Origin of the sequence: Cupriavidus sp. USMAA2-4 (assembly GCF_001854305.1) — a bacterium.
GTDB classification, from domain to species: Bacteria; Pseudomonadota; Gammaproteobacteria; order Burkholderiales; family Burkholderiaceae; genus Cupriavidus; species Cupriavidus malaysiensis.
On record NZ_CP017748.1, the window covers coordinates 1,023,134 to 1,043,081 of the forward strand.

At 70.3% G+C, this 19,948-nt stretch carries 15 protein-coding genes; 4 read left to right on the plus strand and 11 right to left on the minus strand.

The window, feature by feature from the left end:
- Nucleotides 1-50: 50 nt before the first annotated feature.
- The 10 genes from BKK79_RS04505 to BKK79_RS04550 all read right to left on the minus strand — a co-directional run bounded on the left by BKK79_RS04505 (nt 51) and on the right by BKK79_RS04550 (nt 13,170).
- On the minus strand, nt 51-923 hold the full coding sequence (locus BKK79_RS04505) for a branched-chain amino acid ABC transporter permease (protein ID WP_071012016.1): 873 nt from the start codon (nt 921-923) through the stop codon (nt 51-53).
- Nucleotides 924-1,387: 464 nt separating this feature from the next.
- Nucleotides 1,388-1,999, minus strand: a complete 612-nt coding sequence (locus BKK79_RS04510) for a methyltransferase domain-containing protein (protein ID WP_071012014.1) — start codon at nt 1,997-1,999, stop codon at nt 1,388-1,390.
- 67 nt (nt 2,000-2,066) lie between these two features.
- On the minus strand, nt 2,067-2,846 hold the full coding sequence (locus tag BKK79_RS04515; RefSeq protein ID WP_071012012.1) for an enoyl-CoA hydratase/isomerase family protein: 780 nt from the start codon (nt 2,844-2,846) through the stop codon (nt 2,067-2,069).
- A gap of 67 nt (nt 2,847-2,913) precedes the next feature.
- Nucleotides 2,914-4,932 carry an acetyl/propionyl/methylcrotonyl-CoA carboxylase subunit alpha gene (locus BKK79_RS04520; protein WP_071037226.1) on the minus strand — a complete coding sequence of 673 codons (2,019 nt, stop codon included), beginning with the start codon at nt 4,930-4,932 and terminating at the stop codon, nt 2,914-2,916.
- Between the two features lie 681 nt (nt 4,933-5,613).
- Nucleotides 5,614-6,768 (minus strand): acyl-CoA dehydrogenase family protein, encoded by a 1,155-nt coding sequence (locus BKK79_RS04525; RefSeq protein WP_071012009.1) that lies wholly within the window; start codon nt 6,766-6,768, stop codon nt 5,614-5,616.
- A gap of 65 nt (nt 6,769-6,833) precedes the next feature.
- Nucleotides 6,834-8,465, minus strand: coding sequence for an acyl-CoA carboxylase subunit beta (locus tag BKK79_RS04530; protein ID WP_071037227.1), 1,632 nt, complete (start codon nt 8,463-8,465; stop codon nt 6,834-6,836).
- Between the two features lie 230 nt (nt 8,466-8,695).
- Entirely contained in the window at nt 8,696-9,622 is a 927-nt protein-coding gene (locus BKK79_RS04535) for a phosphatidylglycerol lysyltransferase domain-containing protein (protein WP_071037228.1), read from the minus strand.
- The gene (locus BKK79_RS04540; RefSeq protein ID WP_071037229.1) at nt 9,622-10,440 is read right to left on the minus strand and encodes a TIGR03084 family metal-binding protein; all 819 of its coding nucleotides are present in this window, start codon (nt 10,438-10,440) and stop codon (nt 9,622-9,624) included. Before BKK79_RS04540 ends, BKK79_RS04535 begins: the two co-directional genes overlap by 1 nt.
- 117 nt (nt 10,441-10,557) lie before the next feature.
- Nucleotides 10,558-12,405 (minus strand): acyclic terpene utilization AtuA family protein, encoded by a 1,848-nt coding sequence (locus BKK79_RS04545; protein ID WP_071037230.1) that lies wholly within the window; start codon nt 12,403-12,405, stop codon nt 10,558-10,560.
- A gap of 123 nt (nt 12,406-12,528) precedes the next feature.
- Nucleotides 12,529-13,170, minus strand: coding sequence for a glutathione S-transferase (locus BKK79_RS04550; protein WP_071012001.1), 642 nt, complete (start codon nt 13,168-13,170; stop codon nt 12,529-12,531).
- A gap of 223 nt (nt 13,171-13,393) precedes the next feature.
- Here BKK79_RS04550 and BKK79_RS04555 point away from each other — a divergent pair, with 223 nt between their 5' ends.
- From BKK79_RS04555 to BKK79_RS04570, 4 genes are all read left to right on the plus strand, one after another.
- Nucleotides 13,394-14,917, plus strand: coding sequence for a 3-hydroxyacyl-CoA dehydrogenase (locus BKK79_RS04555; RefSeq protein ID WP_071037231.1), 1,524 nt, complete (start codon nt 13,394-13,396; stop codon nt 14,915-14,917).
- 65 nt (nt 14,918-14,982) lie between these two features.
- Nucleotides 14,983-15,762: an oxepin-CoA hydrolase, alternative type gene (locus tag BKK79_RS04560; RefSeq protein ID WP_071011998.1), complete on the plus strand. Its 780-nt coding sequence runs from the start codon at nt 14,983-14,985 to the stop codon at nt 15,760-15,762.
- A 98-nt stretch (nt 15,763-15,860) separates the two neighbouring features.
- A complete protein-coding gene (locus BKK79_RS04565; protein WP_071037232.1) occupies nt 15,861-16,586 on the plus strand; it encodes a histidine phosphatase family protein in 726 nt (241 codons plus the stop codon).
- A 53-nt stretch (nt 16,587-16,639) separates the two neighbouring features.
- Entirely contained in the window at nt 16,640-17,713 is a 1,074-nt protein-coding gene (locus BKK79_RS04570) for a phosphotransferase (RefSeq protein WP_071037233.1), read from the plus strand.
- Between the two features lie 1,658 nt (nt 17,714-19,371).
- Here the strand turns inward: BKK79_RS04570 and BKK79_RS04575 are convergent.
- A complete protein-coding gene (locus tag BKK79_RS04575) occupies nt 19,372-19,788 on the minus strand; it encodes a hypothetical protein (RefSeq protein ID WP_071037234.1) in 417 nt (138 codons plus the stop codon).
- Nucleotides 19,789-19,948 lie beyond the last annotated feature (160 nt).

A 19,948-nucleotide genomic window follows, 5' to 3' on the forward strand; every position in this document is an offset into this window, starting at 1 on the left:
TCCGATGACTTCCGATGACTTTGAAGACCGCCGGGCGCCGTGCCCGGCGGCTAGACCCGCTTGCGCTCGTTGCCGCCGAACAGGCCGTTGGGCCGGATCGCCAGCATCAGCAGCACCACCACGTAGGCGGCCACGTCCTTGAACCCCTCCGGCAGGTAGAAGCCGGCGAAGGACTCCACCAGGCCGATCACCAGCCCGCCCACCACGGCCCCCGGCAGGCTGCCGAAGCCCCCTACCACCGCGGCCGGAAAGGCCTTGAGCCCGAGCAGCCCCATATTGGCGTGGACGAAGGTGATCGGCGCCAGCAGCAGCCCGGCCAGCGCCGCCACCGCCGCCGACAGCCCCCACACCAGGCCGTTCAGCCGGCGCACCGGGATGCCCATGTAGTAGGCGGCGAGCTGGTTCTGCGAACTGGCCTGCATGGCGATTCCCGCCTTGCTGAAGCGGAAGCCCGCATAGAGCAGGGCGCACAGCAGCGCGGTGGCGCCGATCACCGCCACCTGCTCGGCGCTCAGCACCAGGCCGCCCGCCGCGATCACCTTGCCGGCGTACGGCACCGCCAGCGCATGCGTCTCGGCGCCGAAACCCGGCACCATGGTGACCGCGCCGCGCATCACGTAGCCCATGCCGATGGTCAGCATCACCACGGTGAACTGCGGCTGGCCGAGGATGGGCCGCACCGCCAGCCGCTCCACCAGCGCGCCGAAGCCCGCCATGCCCGCCACCGCCAGCAGCGCCGCCGCCCAGAACGGCAGGCCCAGCGCCGTCAGCAGCAGCGCGGCGAAGGCGCCCAGCATCATGAACTCGCCCTGGGCGAAGTTCACCGTCTCGGTCGCCTTGTAGATCATCACGAAGCCGAGGGCGATCAGCGCGTAGATGCAGCCCAGCGCGATACCCGAGAGAGTCAGTTGCAGCCACGCCAAGCCCGTCTCCCCATGCGGCACCAGGCCGCCCGCCGCGCCGCCTGCGCCGGCCGCGCCGAAGCGCCCGGCCGGTGGCGGTCACGCGGCCACCTTAGCGAATTTCGCCGGGAGGCTCTTGTGTCTAGTGGCTATGGGAGGCCGGGCCGGGGGTTATCCGGGATGGGGTTTCTACCAGCGCGGGCTTCGTTCTGGCGATGGCGTGCGGGGTCACGCGGTTGGCTTCGTTTCTGTGCTTGCGGGCTGGATCGCACCGTTGGCTTCGTCTCTGCGCTCGTGTGCTGCACCACACCGTTGGCTTCGCTTGAGCGTGGCGCCTTGCTAAACCACCCCTCTCCCCCACCCTCTCCCCGCGCGGAGAGGGAGCCAAGACCTCGTGCTTGGCGCTTGGTGTTGGCGCATCTCGTTTCGGCTTCGTTCGGCGTGAAGGGCTTCGCACCATGCAGCCCCGCCGTCCGCCCGCGCCCCTAGCGCCGCCGCAGCACCACCGCCAGTTCGAACGCGCCGCCCGGATGCCGCACCGCGGCATAGGGCGGCTTCGGCCAGTCCCAGCGCTCCGATGGGAACAGCGCCCGCATGCCGTTGATATCGCAGTGGTAGGGAGGCCCTTCGACCCGCCCTTCGTCGGCACCGGGCCGGCGCGCCTGCATGAACATGGCCAGCAGCAGCCCACCCGGCTTCAGCCAGGCATGCAGCTGCTCGCCGTAGCGCACCCAGTGGTCCGGATGCAAGGCGCACAGGCAGGTCTGCTCATAGATGGCCTCGACCGGCGCGCCCGGCGACCAGGCCAGCACGTCGGCCTGCTCCAGGCGTGCCGACAGGCCCTGTGCCTGCAGCCGCGCCCGCGTGCGCTCGAGCGCCGCGGGTGTGTAGTCGATACCGGTCACGCGCAGGCCCGCCGCGGCCAGCTCGGCGACGTCCCAGCCGCTGCCGCAGCCGGGCACCAGCACCTCGGTGCCCCGTGCCAGGGTGCCGTCGGCGATCCAGGCCTGCAATTGCGGGCCGGGCGCGCCGCGGTCCCAGGGCGTCTGCCCGCTGTCGAACTTGTCTTGCCAGAAATCGATGGAAGGTCCAGCCATTGTCATAGGTCTCCGTGTCTGGCTGGCGGCGCGCCTCCGGCGATTGCCGGCGATCCGCGGCCGGCGCTCAGCGTCCGGTCCAGACCGGCTTGCGCTTCTCGTTGAACGCCGCCATGCCCTCTCTTGCATCCTCGGTCATGGCAAGCAGCGCGATCTGGCTCTCGGTGTAGGCGATGCCTTCGTCGAAGGACATCGCCGCCATGGCCCGCATGGCGTACTTGCCGCGCCGGATCGCGGTCGGCGACTTGTCGACCAGGCGCGCCACCAGCCAGTCGATTTTACCGTCCAGCGCGCCGGCCGGCGCCACATGATTGAGCAGGCCTGCCGCCTGGGCCTCGGCGGCGCCGAAAGGCTCGCCGCCGATGCACCATTCGCGCACCAGGCGCGGCGGTGCCAGTCCCTGCAGCAGGCTCAGCACCTGCATCGGGAAGACGCCGACCTTGACCTCGGGCAGGCCGAACACAGCGCGCTCGTCGGCCACCGCCATGTCGGTCATGCACAGCAGCCCCATGCCGCCGGCCATGCAGGCGCCGTTGACGCGGGCGATGGTGGGCAGCGTGGCCTGCTGCGCTTCGCGCAGCATGTCGGCATAGTCGAGATTGGGCCGCGCCAGGTCGAAGGCGAAGCCCTTGCCGGGCTGCAGGTCGGCACCGGCGCAGAAGGCCTTGTCGCCGGCCCCGGTCAGCACGATGGCACGCACGCCGGGATCGGCATGCGCGCGGCGATAGCCGTCGCGGATGCCGGCGATGACGTCGGCGTTCAGCGCATTGCGCTTGTCGGGCCGGTTGATGGTGATCCAGAAGGCGTGGCCGCGCTTCTCGTGCAGCACGATGTCGTGGTCGCTCATGGCAGCGGTTCTCCTGCGAGGAATGGTCGGAAGATGTCGGAAGTTGTCGGAAGGTGGAAGACACGGCTCAGGCCGCGCGGGCCTCGGCAGCCTCGCCAGCCTCTGCGGCCTCGGGCAGGACCTCGGCGATCAGCCGGCGCGCCGCCGCCTGGTCGCCCGCGATCACGTGCAAGGCGGCCACCCGCCCCGTCACCGGCGCCACATGGATATGCTCCATCTTCATCGCCTCCAGCGTGACCATCGGCTGCCCGGCCTCGACGCGGTCGCCGACCGCCACCATCACGCTGACCACGCGGCCGTTCATCGACGCCAGCAGCCTGCCGTCGCCACCCGCGGCGGCGGCACGCACGGCGGCCGCGCGGCTGCGGTCCTCGACACGGCAGGGACGCCCGTCCAGGTGCATCAGCAAGGCCTCGCCGTCGCGCGCGAACACCACGCTGCCGGTCACGCCATCGCACTGCAGGCGCGCCCGGCCTTCGCCCAGCGCCACGGTTTCGAGGGCCAAACGGCGCGCCTCGGTGGCCTCGCCCAGGCGGACCTCGGCCTCGAAGCGCGGCCCGCCCAGGCAGCGCAGCGCGCATTCGCAGGCTTCGCCGTCGATGTCGAAGCGCAGGCCGATCGGCAACCGGTGCGCCAGCAGGCTGGCCGCGCGCGCGGCGCCGGAGGCGGTCTCGTGCAGCAGCAGCGCCGCCACCGCGGCGGCGCGCGCGCGCCCTGCCTCGTCGGCCTGCAGCAGGGCCGCCTGGTGGCGCTCGATGAAGGCCGTGGTGGCACCGCCGGCGGCGAACTCGCCATGCGCGAGGCAGCGCGCGAGGAAATCCTGGTTGGTGGTGACGCCCAGCGCCACCGTGTCCTGCAGGCCGTGCAGCAAGCGCCGGCGCGCCTCTTCGCGGTTGGCGCCGTGCGCCACCAGCTTGGCGATCATGGAGTCGTAGTACGGCGACACCGTGGCCCCCGGCGCCAGCGCGTGTTCGGTGCGCAGCGCCGCCGCCGGCTGCCAGCGCACCATGGTGCCGCTCTGCGGCAGAAAGCCCTGGCCGGCATCCTCGGCACACAGCCGCACCTCGATGGCATGGCCGCTGAAACGCACGTCCTGCTGCGCCAGCGGCAGCGGCTCGCCCGCGGCCACGCGCAGCTGCAGCGCCACCAGGTCGAGCCCGGTGATGGCCTCGGTCACCGGGTGCTCCACCTGCAGCCGGGTGTTCATCTCCATGAAGTAGTAGTTGCCGGCGGCATCCAGCAGGAACTCCAGCGTGCCAGCCCCCTCGTAGCCGATCGCGCGCGCCGCCGCCACGGCGGTGGCGCCCATGCGCGCGCGCAGTTCCGGCCCGACCGCCGGCGACGGCGCCTCTTCGATCAGCTTCTGGTGGCGGCGCTGCACCGAGCAATCGCGCTCACCCAGATGGATCACGTTGCCGTGCCGGTCGGCGAAGACCTGGATCTCGATATGGCGCGGCGCCACGATGGCGCGCTCCAGGATCACCTCGGGATTGCCGAAGGCACCCTGCGCCTCCGAACGCGCGCTGTGCAGCAGCGCGAGGAAGTCCGGCTGGCGCTCGACCAGCCGCATGCCGCGCCCGCCGCCGCCGGCGGCGGCCTTGATCATGACCGGAAAGCCGATGCGCGCGGCCTCGGCCGCCATGCGTTCGTCGCTCTGGTCCTCGCCCTGGTAGCCAGGGATGCAGGGCACGTCGGCGTCCCGCATCAGGCGCTTGGCGCCGGCCTTGTTGCCCATGGCGTCGATGGCCTCCGGCGAGGGGCCGATGAAGACCAGCCCGGCCGCGCGGCAGGCGCGCGCGAAGTCGGCGTTCTCGGCCAGGAAGCCGTAGCCTGGGTGGACCGCGTCGGCGCCGCTGCGGCGCGCCGCCTCGATGATGGCCTCGCTGCGCAGGTAGGACTGCGCCGGCAGCGCTTCGCCGATGCAGACCGCCTGGTCGGCCTCCAGCACATGGCGCGCGCCGGCGTCGGCGCTCGAATAGACCGCCACCGTGCGGTAGCCCAGCGCAGCGGCGCTGCGCATCACGCGCAAGGCGATCTCGCCGCGGTTGGCGATCAGGATCTTGTGGAAAGGGGTGGACTGGGTCATGGTGTGGAGTGTTCTTGCTGCGTGTCTTGATTGGATGCGGACTTCCTGCGGGGTGGTCGGCGCCGCGGACGGGATACAAGGTGCCATCTGCCTGCCTCTGCCTGCTTCGCGCTTGCCCTTTCCGCGGCCGGGCAAGTGGCCGGATCGCGATGGCGAGCGCCGGCCCCCTCCCCCGCCCCTCTCTCGCATGCGGGAGAGGGGAGAAAACCAGTGGCACCGGTGGCGGACGGCAGGCGGGCGGCAAGCCATCGGACCGGCCAGCGCACGCGCGCGGACCGTGCCAGCGCCCCCACCACGCAACCGGCCACGCCGGACAGGAAGTGGCCGCCAGCCTCGGTAGCGGCAGGAGGGTCGAACGACCTCGGCGACTCGCCATCAGGGGACCGCGATCCCTGCTCCCGGCGCTGGCAGGCACCTGCCACGCCGGTCTCGGACGCGGCAGCGGCCTGCGGAAGCGGCGCGCCCACCGCAGCTGGAGATGCCGCCGGAAAGCCTTGTTGCCCTGCCCCCGGCAGGGTCTGCTTTCTTTGGGTTACTTTTCTTTGCAGAACGCAAAGAAAAGTGACCGGCAGCCCCGCGCAGCGGGGATGTCGTATGGCCGTTGGGTTCAATGGCCAACGCCCTCCAGGCAAGCGCGGAAAACGTGCGGCCACCTCGGTCCCCTTTTCGCCATACCGGTCTCTACCGCCCCACCGGAAACGTCCCCATGAACTTGCACAGGATCTGCAGCATGACCTCGTCGGCGCCACCGCCGATCGAGGTCAGCCGCCCGTCGCGATAGATGCGCGAGATCGGGCTCTCCATCACATAGCCCATGCCGCCCCAGAACTGCAGGCAGCGGTCGGCGGTCTCGCGCACCAGGCGGCCGGCCTTGAGCTTGGCCATGGTGGCCAGGCGGGTGGCATCCTCGCCACCCACCATGACCTCCACCGCGTGCCAGCACAGCGCGCGCAGCGCCTCCACCTCGGTCTGCAGCTCGGCCAGCGTGAAGTGCACCCACTGGTTGTCCAGCAACGGGCGCCCGAACACGCTGCGCTCGCGCGTGTACTCGATGGTCAGGTCGATCGCCTTCTGGCAGACCGCGCGCGTATTGAGCGCGCCCCACAGCCGCTCCACCTGGAACTGCTCCATCTGGTAGGTGAAGCCCATGCCTTCCTCGCCGATGCGCCAGCGCGCCGGCACGCGCACGTCGTCGAAGAAGAGCTGGGCCGTGTCGGAGGCGTCCATGCCGATCTTGCGCAGCTTCTTGGCCACCGACACGCCGCGCGTCTCCATCGGCACCACGATCAGGCTCTTGTTGCGGTGGGGCGCGCCCTCCGAGGTATTGGCCAGCACGCAGCAGAAATCGGCCTGGGTGCCATTGGTGGTCCACATCTTGCCGCCGTTGATCACGTAGTCGTCGCCGTCGCGGCGCGCGGTGGTGCGGACCGAGGCCACGTCGGAGCCGCTGCCGACCTCCGACACGCCCAGGCAGGCGACATACTCGCCGCGGATGGCCGGCTCGAGGAAGGTGCGCCGCACCTCCTCGCTGCCGCGGTGCGCCAGCGCCGGTGTGGCCATGTCGGTCTGCACGCCGATCGCCATCGGCACGCCGCCGCAATTGATGTCGGCCAGGCTCTCGGCCAGCACGGCGCTGTAGGAGTAGTCGAGGCCGGCGCCGCCGTTCTCCTCGGGCTTGGACAGGCCGAGCAGGCCCAGCGCGCCCATCTTGCGGAAGACCTCGTGGGCCGGGAAGGTTTCCGCCTCTTCCCAGGCATCGACGTGCGGGTTGATCTGCTCGGCGATAAAGCGCTTGATGGTGGCGCGCAGCGCCTCGTGCTCGGGGGTCAACTGCATGGGTTGCTCTCCGGATGGAATGGGGGAAAGGAGGAAGCGGTCGGGCGGCCGGAATCCTGGCCGGATCAGGGCCGCGCCACGGAAAACTGCATGGCTTGCGGCTGCGCCGCCTGCGCATCGCGGCACACCGCCAGCACGTTGGCCAGCACGCTGCGCGTCTGGCGCGGATCGATCACGCCGTCGTCGAGCACGTGCGCGCTGGTGACGAAGACACTCATCTGGCTGTCGAAGCGCTCGATGATGCGTTGCTGCAGCGCTTCGAGCTGGGCCGCGTCGGCCTCGCCGCCTTTGCGCTTCATGCCGGCCTCGGCCACGATGGCCATGGTGCGCGCGGCCTGCTCGCCGCCCATCACCGCGGTCTTGGCGTTGGGCCAGGAGAAGCAGAAGCGCGGCGCGAAGCCCCGCCCGCACATGCCGTAGTTGCCGGCACCGAAGGAGGCGCCGCAGTACAGCGTGATCTGGGGCACGGTGGCATTGCTGACGGCCTGGATCATCTTGGAGCCGTGCTTGATGATGCCCCCCTCCTCCACACTGCGCCCCACCATGAAGCCGGTGGTGTTGTTCAGGTAGAGGATGGGCGTGCGCGCCTGGCAGCAGGCCTGGATGAAGTGGGTGGCCTTGGTCGCACCGGCCGGATCGATCGGCCCGTTGTTGGTGATGATGCCCACCGGCCAGCCCTCGATGCGGGCGTTGCCGCACACGGTGGCCGAGCCGTAGTTCTCGCCGAACTCGAGGAAGTCGGAATCGTCGACGATGCGGGCGATCACCTCCTTCATGTCGACCGGGCGCTTGTGGTCCAGCGGCATGATGCCGAGCAGTTCCTCCGCATCGAAGCGCGGCGGCTTGAAGGCGCGCGGCGCCGCTTCGCCGAAGCCGGGCACGCCGCGCTGCCAGTCGATCTTGGCCAGGATGTCGCGCGCCATGCGCAGCGCGTCGCGGTCGTCCTCGGCCAGGTAGTCGCCCAGGCCCGAGATGCTGGTGTGCATCTCGGCACCGCCCAGCTCCTCCTCGGTCGCCACCTCGCCGGTGGCGGCCATCAGCAGCGGCGGGCCGGCCAGGAAGGCGCGCGAGCGGCCGCGCACCAGGATGATGTAGTCCGACAGGCCGGTCTGGTAGGCGCCGCCGGCGGTGGACGAGCCATGGGTGACCGTCACCACCGGCAGTCCGGCCGCGGACAGGCGCGCCAGGTTGCGGAACAGCTGGCCGCCACGCACGAAGTCCTCCACGCGGTAGCGCATCAGGTTGGCGCCCGCGCTTTCCACCAGCTGCACATAGGGCAGGCGGTTCTCCAGCGCGAGTTCCTGCACGCGCAGCTGCTTATCCAGCCCCTTGGGCTGCAATGCGCCGGCGTCGATGCCGGCATCCGACACGCTGACCATGCAGCGCACGCCGCTGACGAAGCCGATGCCGGCGATCAGGCCGCCGCCCGGCACGCTCTTGTCGAGGTCCGCATGGTCGAGGCCTAGCCCGGCCAGCGTGCTCAGTTCGAGGAAGGGCGCGCCCGGGTCGAGCAGCAGCGCCAGCCGCTCGCGCGGCAGCAGTTGGCCGCGCCGGGCGAAGCGTTCACGCGAGGCGGCCGAGGCCTGCACCGCGCGCTGCTCGTACTCCTGGATACGGGCCAGCAAGGCCAGCATGCCTTCGCGGTTGGCCTGGAAGGCGCTGCTCGACGGGGAGATTCGGGTTTCGATCTGGGGCATGGGGAATGGCGCCGTGGGGAAGTCCTTGGCGGCCAGGGCCGGCGCCCCGCGCGGTGCTGCCGCCAGGGGAGCCGCGCTTGCCTCGCCGCCGCCTGCCAGCCATTGTCGGGCGGCACCCCGGAGGCGTCTTGCGCATACTGGCTGATTTCCCTGCAAGCGCGGCGGGACGCCACACGGACGTGGTTTCGGACGCGGCGCAAGCGCGCTTGAAACGCCCCCCGATGCCCGCTTCAGCGCAGGGTCACGCGGTACTTGGGCAGCAGCGCGGCCGGCTGGTACGAGAGCTTGGTGCGGCGGAAATTGTCCAGCCCCATGTCCTGCTCGAAATTGATCCACGCCGCGTCCGGCGCGGCTTCGCTGCAGAAGTGGTGGAACATGTACTGGTAGATGCCCTTGAAGCGGTCGAGTCCCTTGGCGAAGCGCATCACGTAGACCCCGGGGCGGATGTGCTGCGCCAGCACGAAGCCGGCCGGCTCGCCATCGGCCTCGAAGAGCACGCCTTGCAGGCCGAGCGCGTTGACGAACCGCAGCGCCTCGGCACAGGCCTCATCGTCGGCCTCGCCGGCCAGCTTGCCCTTGTCGCGCAGCCATTGCACCTGCACCGCCATGGCCGCGCCGGCCAGCGCCGGCACGTAGGGCCGCGCCGTCACCGCATGGGCGGAAAGCAGTTGCCGCATCAGGTTGCGCTTCTTGCCGAGCAGCGTGCCGCGGTAGTGGCGGAAGTGATCGGCCGGATAGAGGTAGTCGGCGTCGTCGCGCACGGCCTGCCAGGCGAAGCGCACCGGATCGAGACGCGCGAGCTGGCCGCCGGAGAGCGGGTACAGGCGCCCGTGCGCGCGCAACAGCGCCTGCAGTACCGCGGGCGGCGCCTCCGCCGGCGCGAACAGCGGCAACGCGTGCGCGCTGCCGTCATAGGTCAGGCCGGAAACGTAGGGGAAGGCGCCGTCGTGGAAGCGGTAGGCGTGCGGGCGGCGGAACAGGTAGAGGTTGGAGAAGGCCGCGTCGGACAGGCAGTGCTGGTCCTGCTCCGGCACGCAGCGCGCCAGCGCGGCATCGATGGCGGCGCGCTGCGACAGCACGAGCGGCACGCCGGCCGGCGCCCACCCCGCCGCGGCCTCCTGCGCCGCGGCCGGCGCGCGCTGCGCGGCGGCCGGCATCAACCGGCGCCGCCGGCCGCCACGCGCCGCGCGCGCGTGCCGGCCGCTGGGCCGTCGGCGGGCGGGCCGGCGAAGCACTGCGCCTGCGCCAGCCACTGCGTGGCGGCACCCTCGCTATAGGCCAGCGCGGTGTCGTCCAGGTGGCGCCGCTGCGTGACCAGCAGGCAGAAATCCTCGGCCGTGCCGCGCACGTAGTGGCGCGCCGACGGCTCGCCCCACTGCCAGGTGGCGCCGTCCGGCGCGGCCAGTTCGACATAGGGCATCGGTTCCGGCACCGGCTGGCCGCGGTTGACGAAGGTCCAGCCGAAAGTGCCGACGCCGAGATGGGCGATATGCCGCAGCCGTACGCTGGCCGGGCGGCGCCGTCCCAGCGCGTCCCAGATGTCCTGTCCGTGCGCCCAGGTTTCCATCAGGCGCGCGGTGGCGAAGGAGCGCGCGCTCATCGGCGGTCCGTACCAGGGCAGCCGGTGCCTGGCATCCAGCGCGGCCAGCCCGGCCACCAGCGCCTCGTGGCGCTGGCGCCAGCGCGCCAGCAGCGCGGGGCCGTCCAGGCCGCGGTAGCGCTCGCGCGCGACCGCGCTGATATGTCCGCCCGCGGCCATCAGCCGGCCCAGCTCCAGCGCCTCGCGCTGGAAGGCATCGGCGTCGCCGATGGCCAGCAGGGAGGCCTCGTCGAAGAAGCAGAGGTGGGCGATCTCGTCCCAGGCGCTCCAGCCGTGGAAGTCGGTGGCACGGGCCCACTCCTCCGCGCCGAGGGTCTGCGCCAGCGCGGCAAGGTCCTGGTATTCGTCGAGCAGGTCACGGCAACTGTCGTTCACGGGGACTCCTGGAAACGGCGTCGGGTAGAGAGGCAAGGCCGGCGGCTGCGGCCCCGCCCCGGACTAAGACGGCCGGCTTGGCGGCCGGCTGGGCGGCCGCCACGCGGCTCAGGCGGCTCAGGCGGCCGCTGCCGCGTCGGCTGCAGTGCCCGCTTCGGCGTCCAGGGCAGCGGCCAGCCCCGGCGGCACGCGCACCGGCATGCTCAGCAGCACCTGGCCCATGCCCTTGCCGAGCGGATCGTTGCGCAGCGAGGCCATGCCGCCGCCGCCCAGCGCCGCCTCGCACAGGAAATTGAAGGCGCCGATGCCGGGCAGCGCGAAGCGCGTGACCCGGCCCTTGACCAGGTGGGCCAGGTAGGCGGCCACGGCGGCCTCGGTCAATTGCGCGGCAAGCAGCGGCAGGTAGTCGGCACGGCGCGCCAGGATGCCGATATTGGAGAAATCGCCCTTGTCGCCGCTGCGGCCGTAGGCCAGCCGGATCAGCGGCACCTCGACCCAGTCCGGCTGGGGCGGCTGCGCGCCGAAGATGCCGTCCGCCCCGCCTGCGGCCGGAACCGGGACGGCCTCTGGCGCCGCCGGGGCCTGCATGGCGAACGGCAGCGGCTCGCCGTCCAGCGTCACGGCGGGCTGGGCGAACGCCTTGGGCACCAGCAGCGGGAACTGCTTGATCGACAGGCTGACCGACGGCCGCCCGCCCACGCCGGTGGTGCCGGGCGACCAGGAGGTGCCGGCCGGCGCGATCTCGCGCGCGAACAGCTCCAGCGCGCGCTTGTCCGCATGCGACACGGCCAGCCACATGACCGCTTCGTAGAGCGCGGGCTGCGGCACGTGCGGGCCGAAGGACGCCGCCGTGCCCAGCACCTCCAGGTGGGTGGCCGAGAAGTCGGGCAGGCCTGCCTGTGCCAGCAGGCGCCGCGTGCGGGCGAGGAAGGCCTCGCCGCTGCGGCGCGCCTTCTTCACCGCGTCGACGCCGACGACGGTGAGCTGCGCATTGCAGCGGTAGCCGTCGGCATAGGTGGCGGAGACCTTGTACTGCGGACCCGGCGCACGCCCGCGCGCGCCGCTCACCTCGACCGCGTCCGGGCCGAGCTGGCGCAGCCGCACGGCGGTGAAGTCGCAGGTGACGTCGGGCAGCAGGTAGGCGGCCGGATCGCCGATCTCATAGAGCAGCTGCTCGCCCACGGTGGCGGTGCTGACCAGCCCGCCGGTGCCGGGCGGCTTGCCGACCACGAAGCTGCCGTCGGCGGCGCAGTCGATGACCGGATAGCCGATCCCGGCCCAGTCGGGCACCCGCTCCCAGTCGGTGTGCAGGCCGCCGGTGGCCTGGCAGCCGCATTCGATGATATGGCCGGCCAGGCTGCCGGCGGCCAGCCTGTCGTAGTCGTCGGCCTGCCAGCCGAAGGCGTGCATCAGCACACCCAGCGTCACCGCGCTGTCGACGCAGCGCCCCGTGATGACGATGTCGGCGCCGGCATCGAGGGCGGCGCGGATCGGCTGGGCGCCGAAATAGGCATTGGCGCTGAGCACCCGCTCGGGCAGCGGCGCGCCGGTCTGCATGTCGCTCACGCCGAGCGCGCGCAGCTCGGCCAGGCGCGGCATCAGGTCGTCGCCCTCGACCACCGCGATGCGCACCGGCACGCCCTGCTCGTCGGCCAGCCGGCGCAGCGCCTCGGCGCAGCCGCGCGGATTGACCCCGCCGGCATTGCTGACGATGCGGATGCCGCGCGCCAGCGCGGGCTTGAGCACCGCGCGCATCGCGCCGGTGATGAAATCGGTGGCGTAGCCCCCCTCGGGGTGCTTGAGCCGGGCCGCCGCCAGCAGCGACATGGTCAGTTCGGCCAGGTAGTCGAACACCAGGTAGTCGATACCGCCGTGCTCGACCAGTTGCACCGGGCCGACACTGCTGTCGCCCCAGAAGCCCGAGGCGCCGCCGATGCGTACGCCGGGCGCGCGCTGTTCCGTCATCGCTGCCGCTCCGTGAATGGGATGGCGCCACGATAGCCGGCGCGCGCACCCGGCGTCTTGCGTCTACTGGCTCCTGCCGGCTCCGGCGGCGCGGCCGGCGGCCGCGCTCGCCCACTCAGCCGCTCACTTGCGGCGGCTGGCCATCAGTTCGAGGTTGGCCTTGCGGTCGGCGTTGACCTGCTGCACGGTCGGCCGCTCGGACAGCAGCTTCAGGTAGTCCTTGAGCGGCAGGTCGGCCAGCATGTCGGTGCCGTAGATGATCTTGGTGCAGGAAGAGACCAGCGGCAGGTGGGCCAGGGCCGCGCAGTCCGCCAGCGTGAACGTGTCGCCGGCCAGATAGGGCGAGAACCTGGCCAGCTTGGCGAAGGCGGGGATGTAGCGCGACAGCAGCTTGTGCTGGCGCTCCTTGACGCTGTCGCTGACCTTGCCGCCGAAGAAGGCCTCGGGGTAGAGCTCGCGCGCCGTCAGCTCCAGGTAGAGCTCCATGAACACCACCAGTTCGCGCACCTTGGCCGCGCCGAAGGCATCGGCCGGCAGCAGCGGCGACTGCGGATAGGCCGATTCAATGTAGTCGGCGATGGCCTCGGACTCGCACAGCGGGCCGGCATCGGTGATGATATAGGGCACCTTGCCCGCCGGGGTGGCCGCAAGGTCGGTCTCGCCGACCCAGGCCAGCACCTCCTCGAACGGCACCTTCTTTTCGAGCAGGGCGAGTTTGACCTTGTTGTAGTAGTTGCTGGCGGCAAAGCCGCAGAGCTTCAGCATGTCGTGTGTCTCCGGATGTTCTTGGGGGTGGTGTCCGCGTGCATGCGGGCATGCATGCTGACATGCGCGCGGCGCTGCCATATTGTCGGCCTTCGACCGGTTCGGCAAGCCTCGGGCAGAAACGCTGGCCGATCAGCGCACGCTGGCTGCATCCTGCGTCTTACACGAAAGATGCAAAAAACGTACGATCGTGCTAATTTAACCGCAATTTCCCGGAAGCACCATGAGCACTCTCACCATCGAATCCCTGGGCATCGTCGGCACCGGCGCCATGGGCCGCGGCATCGCCCAGATCGCCGCGCAGGCCGGACTGGCCGTCAATCTCTTCGACACCAACCCGCAGGCCGTGGCGGCCGCCCGCCAATACCTGCAGGACACCTTCGCCAAACTGACCGAGAAGGGCAAGCTGAGTGCCGAGGAAGGCGCCGCGGCGCTGGCGCGCGTGCGGCCCTGCACCGCGCTGGAAGACCTGGCCGGCTGCGACATGGTGGTCGAGGCCATCGTCGAGCGGCTCGAGGTCAAGCGCGATCTGGTCGCCAAGCTGGAAGCCATCCTGCGCGCGGATGCCGTCATCGCCTCCAACACCTCCTCGCTGTCGATCACCGCGATCGCCGTGGGCGCCAGGCACCCGGGCCGCATCGCCGGCTACCACTTCTTCAACCCGGTGCCGCTGATGAAGGTGGTCGAGGTCATCGACGGCCTGTCCGGCGACCCCGCCGTGGGCGACGCCCTGATGGTGCTGTCGCGCCGCATGGGCCACACCCCGGTGCGCTGCAAGGACATGCCCGGCTTCATCGTCAACCATGCCGGCCGCGGCATGAACATCGAGGGCCTGAAGGTGGCGCAGGAAGGCGTGGCCGCCTTTGCCGACATCGACGACATCATGCGCGAGCAGGCCGGCTTCCGCATGGGCCCCTTCGAACTGATGGACCTGACCGGGCTGGACGTGTCGCACCCGGTGATGGAATCGATCTACAACCAGTTCTACCAGGAACCGCGCTACCGTCCCTCGCCGATCACGGCGATCCGCTCGGTGGGCGGCCTGATCGGCCGCAAGGCCGGCGCCGGCTTCTACCGCTACGAGAACGGCGCCAAGCAGGTGCCGGTCGCCGCCGCGGTGCCCGCCGCGCGCCCGGCCAGCGTCTGGGTCAGCCGCGCCAACCAGCGCGGCCATGACATGGTGGTCAAGCTGCTGATCGCCCTGGGCGTGACGCCGGAAGTCGGCAACCAGCCCTCGGCCGAGGCGCTGATCGTGGTCACCCCGCTCGGCCTGGACGCCACCACCAGCGCACTGGAAGAAGGCCTGGACGCCAGCCGCGTGGTGGCCATCGACACCCTGCTGCCCTTCGAGGCCACCAAGCGCCGCACCCTGATGACCACGCCGGCCACCAGCGCCGCCGCGCGCGACGCCGCGCACGGCCTGTTCGCCAGCGACGGCAAGCCGGTCACCGTGATCCGCGACTCGGCCGGCTTCGTCGCCCAGCGCATCGTTTCCTGCATCGTCAACATCGCCAGCGACATCGCCCAGCAGCGCATCGCCACGCCGTCCGACATCGACCTGGCGGTCAACCTGGGCCTGGGCTACCCCAAGGGCCCGCTGGCCCTGGGCGACGCCATCGGCCCGGCGCTGGTGCTGGAGACCCTGCGCAATATGGAACGCCTGACCGGCGACATGCGCTACCGCCCGAGCCCGTGGCTGTGGCGCCGCGCCGGCCTGGGCCTGTCGCTGCTGGCCGAGGAAGCCTGAGGGGCCCGCCCCTCGCCTGCCCCCAACCCGGCCGCCCCTGACGCTGCCACGCCGAGACCGTCCCGATGACCGCACAGCTCCTCTCCGAACGCGTCGGCTCCACCCTGGTGCTGACCATCTCCAACCCGGAGGCGCGCAATGCGCTGCACCCGGACATCTACGCGGCCTCGCAGGCGGCGCTGGAAACCGCCGCTGGCGACGACTCGCTGCGCGCGGTCGTGCTGACCGGCGCCGACGGCGTGTTCTGCGCCGGCGGCAACCTCAACCGGCTGCTCGGCAACCGCGCCCAGCCGCCCGAGGTGCAGGCGCGCAGCATCGAAGTGCTGAACCGCTGGATCGAAGGCCTGCACGCCTTCCCCAAGCCCATCATCGCCGCGGTCGAAGGCCCGGCGGCCGGCGCCGGCTTCTCGCTGGTGCTCGCCTGCGACTTCGTCGTCGCCGCCAGCGACGCCAGGTTCGTCATGGCCTATGCCAAGGTCGGCCTGACGCCCGACGGCGGCGGCTCCTACGAACTGGCGCGCGCCCTGCCCCGCCAGCTCGCCAGCGAGCTGATGATGCTGGGCCGGCCGGTCGACGCCGCGCGCCTGCAGCACTTCGGCCTGGTCAACCGCATCGCCGCGCCGGGCCAGGCGCTGGCCGAGGCGCTCAAGCTGGCCGGCGAACTGGCCGGCGAGTCGCCGCACGCGGTAGGCCGTATCAAGGACCTGGTCAATCATGCCGCCAGCGCCTCGCTCGCCGAGCACCTGGTGGCCGAGCGCGACAGCTTCGTGGCGGCGCTGCACCACCCGGACGGCGGCGAAGGCATCAGCGCCTTCCTCGAAAAGCGCAAGCCGAACTACCGCTGAACACCCCCGGCAAGGCCGGCGCCACCAGGCGCCGGCCTTGTCACATGGCGCCGCGAGGCGCCTCCCCAAGGCACACCAGAGGCATGGAGGAGACAAGGATGGAGCTGGCCCCCGCCGCCCGCCGGCGCATTTACCTGATGCGCCACGGCGCGGTCGACTACTTCGACGAACGCGGCCGCAAGTCGCTGCCCGAGCAGGTCGTGCTCAACGAGACCGGCCGCATGCAGGCCACCGCCGCCGGCCGCGCCTTCGCCGCCGAAGGCATCCGCTTCGACCGCGTCATCGTCAGCGGCCTGCCGCGCACGGTGGAAACCGCGCAGCGTGTGCTGGCCGAGACCCCGGCCATGCAAGGCAGCACCCCCGAGACCTGGAGCGACTGGCAGGAAATCCGCGGCGGCCAGATCAGCGAGATCCCCGAGGACAGCCTGCGCGACGCCTTTCTCGGCGCCTTCGAGGGCGTGGTCGCCGAGCAGCAGCGCTTCCTCGGCGGCGAGAGCGTCGGCGAGTTCCTCGACCGCGTGCTGCCCGGCCTGCAGCGGCTGCGCGCCGACCCGGACTGGGACACGGCCCTGCTGGTCTTGCATGGCGGCACCAACCGCGCCATCCTGTCGCATGCGATCACCTGCGGCCAGCGCGTCTTCTTCGGCTCGCTGCTGCAGACCGCCGGCTGCATCAATGTGCTCGATGTCGGCCAGGCGCCCGGCGACTGGGTCGTGCGCATGCTCAATTATTCGGCCCCGACCCCGGTGCACAGCGGCCCGCGCCACACCACCATGGAAGTGATGCTGAACCAATACCTGCGGCTGCGCGCCCTGCCGGGCTGAACGCCGCGCCGCACCCAAGCACGGAACCCTCGCGACAAAAACACGGAGACAGCATGAGCAACGTATCGCACTTCGAAGGCACCCGGCCCGTGGCCGAGCAGCAACGCTTCGACCTCGGCGCGCTCGAAGACTGGATGCGCCAGCATGTGGACGGCTTCGCCGGCCCGCTGACGGTCGAACAGTTCAAGGGCGGCCAGTCCAACCCCACCTTCAAGCTGATCACGCCGGGGTGCACCTATGTGATGCGCGCCAAGCCCGGCCCGCGCGCCAAGCTGCTGCCCTCGGCCCACGCCATCGAGCGCGAGTACCGCGTGATGGCCGCGCTGGCCGGCACCGACGTCCCGGTGGCGAAGATGTACGCGCTGTGCGACGACGAAACGGTGATCGGCCGCGACTTCTACGTGATGGAATACGTCGCCGGCCGCGTGCTGTGGGACCAGTCGCTGCCCGACATGAGCAACAGCGAGCGCGGCGCCATCTACGACGAGATGAACCGCGTCATCGCCGCCCTGCACAGCGTCGACTACCAGGCCATCGGCCTGGGCGACTACGGCAAGCCCGGCAACTACTTCTCGCGCCAGATCGAACGCTGGACCAAGCAGTACAAGCTGTCGGAAACCGAGTCCATCCCCTCGATGGATGCGCTGATGGAATGGCTGCCGCAGCATATCCCGCAGGAAGGCGCCGACCTGACCAGCATCGTCCATGGCGACTACCGCCTCGACAACCTGATGTTCCACCCGACCGAGCCGCGCGTGCTGGCCGTGCTCGACTGGGAACTGTCGACGCTGGGCCATCCGATGGCCGACTTCGGCTACCACTGCATGAGCTGGCATATCGCACCGGGCCAGTTCCGCGGCATCGCCGGCCTCGACTATGCCTCGCTCGGCATCCCTGACGAAGCCAGCTACCGCAAGCTGTACGAACAGCGCACCGGGCGCGAGATCACCGGCGACTGGAACTTCTACCTGGCCTTCAGCATGTTCCGCATTGCCGGCATCCTGCAGGGGATCATGAAGCGGGTGGTGGACGGCACGGCCTCGTCGGCGCAGGCGCTGGATGCGGGCAAGCGGGCGCGGCCGATGGCGGAGATGGGGTGGCAGTACGCGCAGAAAGCGAAGCAGTAAGGGTTGTGGCTTGTCTTGATGGCTTGAACGGTGTTGCTTGTTCGAGCCGTCGGGAGATTTTTTCGGGCGGTGTCGGTTTGCGGGGCAACGGCCTGTTTCGGCTCTCGTGACTTGACGCTTGTCATGTGGGTTTGGGCGGTGTTGGTATGCGAGGCAACGGCCTGTTTCGACTCCCCTGCGGGGAGCCGACTCACTTTCTTTGTCTCGCCAAAGAAAGTAAGCAAAGAAAGGCGACCCGGGTGCGGCGAGACCCCCTCGCGAATGGGCCCCGGCCGCCGCGCCCGTCCGAACTCGCGGCCTGCGGCCGCTCAGACAGCGGACGGGCTTCATCGGCGGCCGGGGCCAATTCGCGAGGCGCCGCACACGGGAGGGAAAAGCCAACCGTTGGTCTATGAGCGGGCTCGCTTTTGCGTAATGGTCAGATTTGCTGAGGCTTCGTGTTCGGCCAGCGAGCTGGCCGAACACCCGTCACCCGAAGCAAAGCGAGGCGTGGCATCTGTTCCCTGCCGTGTGCGGCGCCTCGCGGGCTGAGGCAAAGAGCGGATTAGAGGGCCCCCTGTCTGAGGATCGCCTTAAGGCGATCCGAGTTGGGGCCCGGCCGCTCTTTGCCTCAGCACGCGAGGGGGTGTTGAGCCGCACCCGGCGCGCCTTCTTTGCCTACTTTCTTGGGCAAGACCAAGAAAGTAGGTCGGCTCCCCCGCAGGGGGAGTCGAAACAGGTCGTTGCCTCGCAAACCAACACCGCCCGAAGACAAGCAACAAAGCACCAAGTCACGAGTGCATTGGTGTGCGGCCAGCAAGCTGGCCGCACACCCCCCACCCGAAGCGAAGCGAGGCGTGGCGTCTGTTCCCTGCCGTGTGCGGCGCCTCGCGTGCTGGGGCAAAGAGCGGAAAAGAGGGCCCCCTGTCTGAGGATCGCCTTAAGGCGATCCGAGTTGGGGCCCGGCCGCTCTTTGCCTCAGCACGCGAGGGGGGGTTGAGCCGCACCCGGCGCGCCTTCTTTGCCTACTTTCTTGGGCAAGACCAAGAAAGTAGGTCGGCTCCCCCGCAGGGGGAGTCGAAACAGGCCGTTGTCACACTGACCGATACCACTCGAATCCACGCGCAAAAGCATTGCGTCACGAAAGCGAGTCGGCTCCCCGCAGGGGAGTCGAAACAGGCCGTTGTCTCGCAGACCGACACCCCCCGAAGACAAGCGACAAGGCATCGAGTCACGTGTGCATTGGTGTGCGGCCAGCAAGCTGGCCGCACACCCCCCGCCCGAAGCGCAGCGAGGCGTGGCATCTTTTCCCTGCCGTGTGCGGCGCCTCGCGGGCTGAGGCAAAGAGCGGAAAAGAGGGCCCCCTGTCTGAGGATCGCCTTAAGGCGATCCGAGTTGGGGCCCGGCCGCTCTTTGCCACAGCACGCGAGGGGGGGTTGAGCCGCACCCGGCGCGCCTTCTTTGCCTACTTTCTTGGGCAAGACCAAGAAAGTAGGTCGGCTCCCCCGCAGGGGGAGTCGAAACAGGCCGTTGTCACACTGACCGATACCACTCGAATCCACGCGCAAAAGCCTTGCGTCACGAAAGCGAGTCGGCTCCCCGCAGGGGGAGTCGAAACAGGTCGTTGCCTCGCAAACCGACACCGCCCGAATCCAAACGACAAACCAACAACAAGAAAATCAAACCCCTTCCACCCGCAAACCCCCACCCCCCACCATCCTCCTCACCCCCAAAAACTCCATCTCAGCCAGCACCGCGACAACCAGCGCCTGCGCACCGATGAAAACCATGCCAAGCGCATTCGCCCCGCCTCCCCCCTCCGCCAGCAACCACACACTCCCGGCAACCCAGCTGAGATTGCCGGCGATCACCAGCCACACCGCCGGCGCCACCAGCAGGCGCGTCGCCACCAGCGCAATGAAGGCACCGATCGGCAACAACGCCGTGCCCGCGTAGAAGGACAGCCCGGCGGCGATGCCGGTGAGGCCGTGCACGAAATCGGCGCCGAAGGCGAGCAGCCAGCCGGTCGCCAGGCAGGTGGCGGCGTCGGCCAGCAGGACGGTGCGCAGGAATCGGGCAGGTTGAGTAATGGACATGGCTTCGCTCCTGTGAGGTTGGGAACCGCTCGCGCGGAGTACCGCGCGTTCGGATCCATGTTGGACCAGGGAGCGTGCCTTGCCCATTACGCGCAAGGTCATCGGGCACAGGCGGCCAGCACCGTCGGGGGGCCGCGACGGCGCTGCGCGCGCCGCACGG

What these genes read in the sequence shown, in the direction of transcription:
- BKK79_RS04510 (WP_071012014.1), bottom strand. Translation starts at nt 1,999, where the DNA reads ATGGCTGGACCTTCCATCGATTTCTGGCAAGACAAGTTCGACAGCGGG.
- BKK79_RS04515 (WP_071012012.1), bottom strand. Translation starts at nt 2,846, where the DNA reads ATGAGCGACCACGACATCGTGCTGCACGAGAAGCGCGGCCACGCCTTC.
- BKK79_RS04520 (WP_071037226.1), bottom strand. Translation starts at nt 4,932, where the DNA reads ATGACCCAGTCCACCCCTTTCCACAAGATCCTGATCGCCAACCGCGGC.
- BKK79_RS04525 (WP_071012009.1), bottom strand. Translation starts at nt 6,768, where the DNA reads ATGCAGTTGACCCCCGAGCACGAGGCGCTGCGCGCCACCATCAAGCGC.
- BKK79_RS04530 (WP_071037227.1), bottom strand. Translation starts at nt 8,465, where the DNA reads ATGCCCCAGATCGAAACCCGAATCTCCCCGTCGAGCAGCGCCTTCCAG.
- BKK79_RS04535 (WP_071037228.1), bottom strand. Translation starts at nt 9,622, where the DNA reads ATGCCGGCCGCCGCGCAGCGCGCGCCGGCCGCGGCGCAGGAGGCCGCG.
- BKK79_RS04545 (WP_071037230.1), bottom strand. Translation starts at nt 12,405, where the DNA reads ATGACGGAACAGCGCGCGCCCGGCGTACGCATCGGCGGCGCCTCGGGC.
- BKK79_RS04550 (WP_071012001.1), bottom strand. Translation starts at nt 13,170, where the DNA reads ATGCTGAAGCTCTGCGGCTTTGCCGCCAGCAACTACTACAACAAGGTC.
- BKK79_RS04555 (WP_071037231.1), top strand. Translation starts at nt 13,394, where the DNA reads ATGAGCACTCTCACCATCGAATCCCTGGGCATCGTCGGCACCGGCGCC.
- BKK79_RS04560 (WP_071011998.1), top strand. Translation starts at nt 14,983, where the DNA reads ATGACCGCACAGCTCCTCTCCGAACGCGTCGGCTCCACCCTGGTGCTG.
- BKK79_RS04565 (WP_071037232.1), top strand. Translation starts at nt 15,861, where the DNA reads ATGGAGCTGGCCCCCGCCGCCCGCCGGCGCATTTACCTGATGCGCCAC.
- BKK79_RS04570 (WP_071037233.1), top strand. Translation starts at nt 16,640, where the DNA reads ATGAGCAACGTATCGCACTTCGAAGGCACCCGGCCCGTGGCCGAGCAG.
- BKK79_RS04575 (WP_071037234.1), bottom strand. Translation starts at nt 19,788, where the DNA reads ATGTCCATTACTCAACCTGCCCGATTCCTGCGCACCGTCCTGCTGGCC.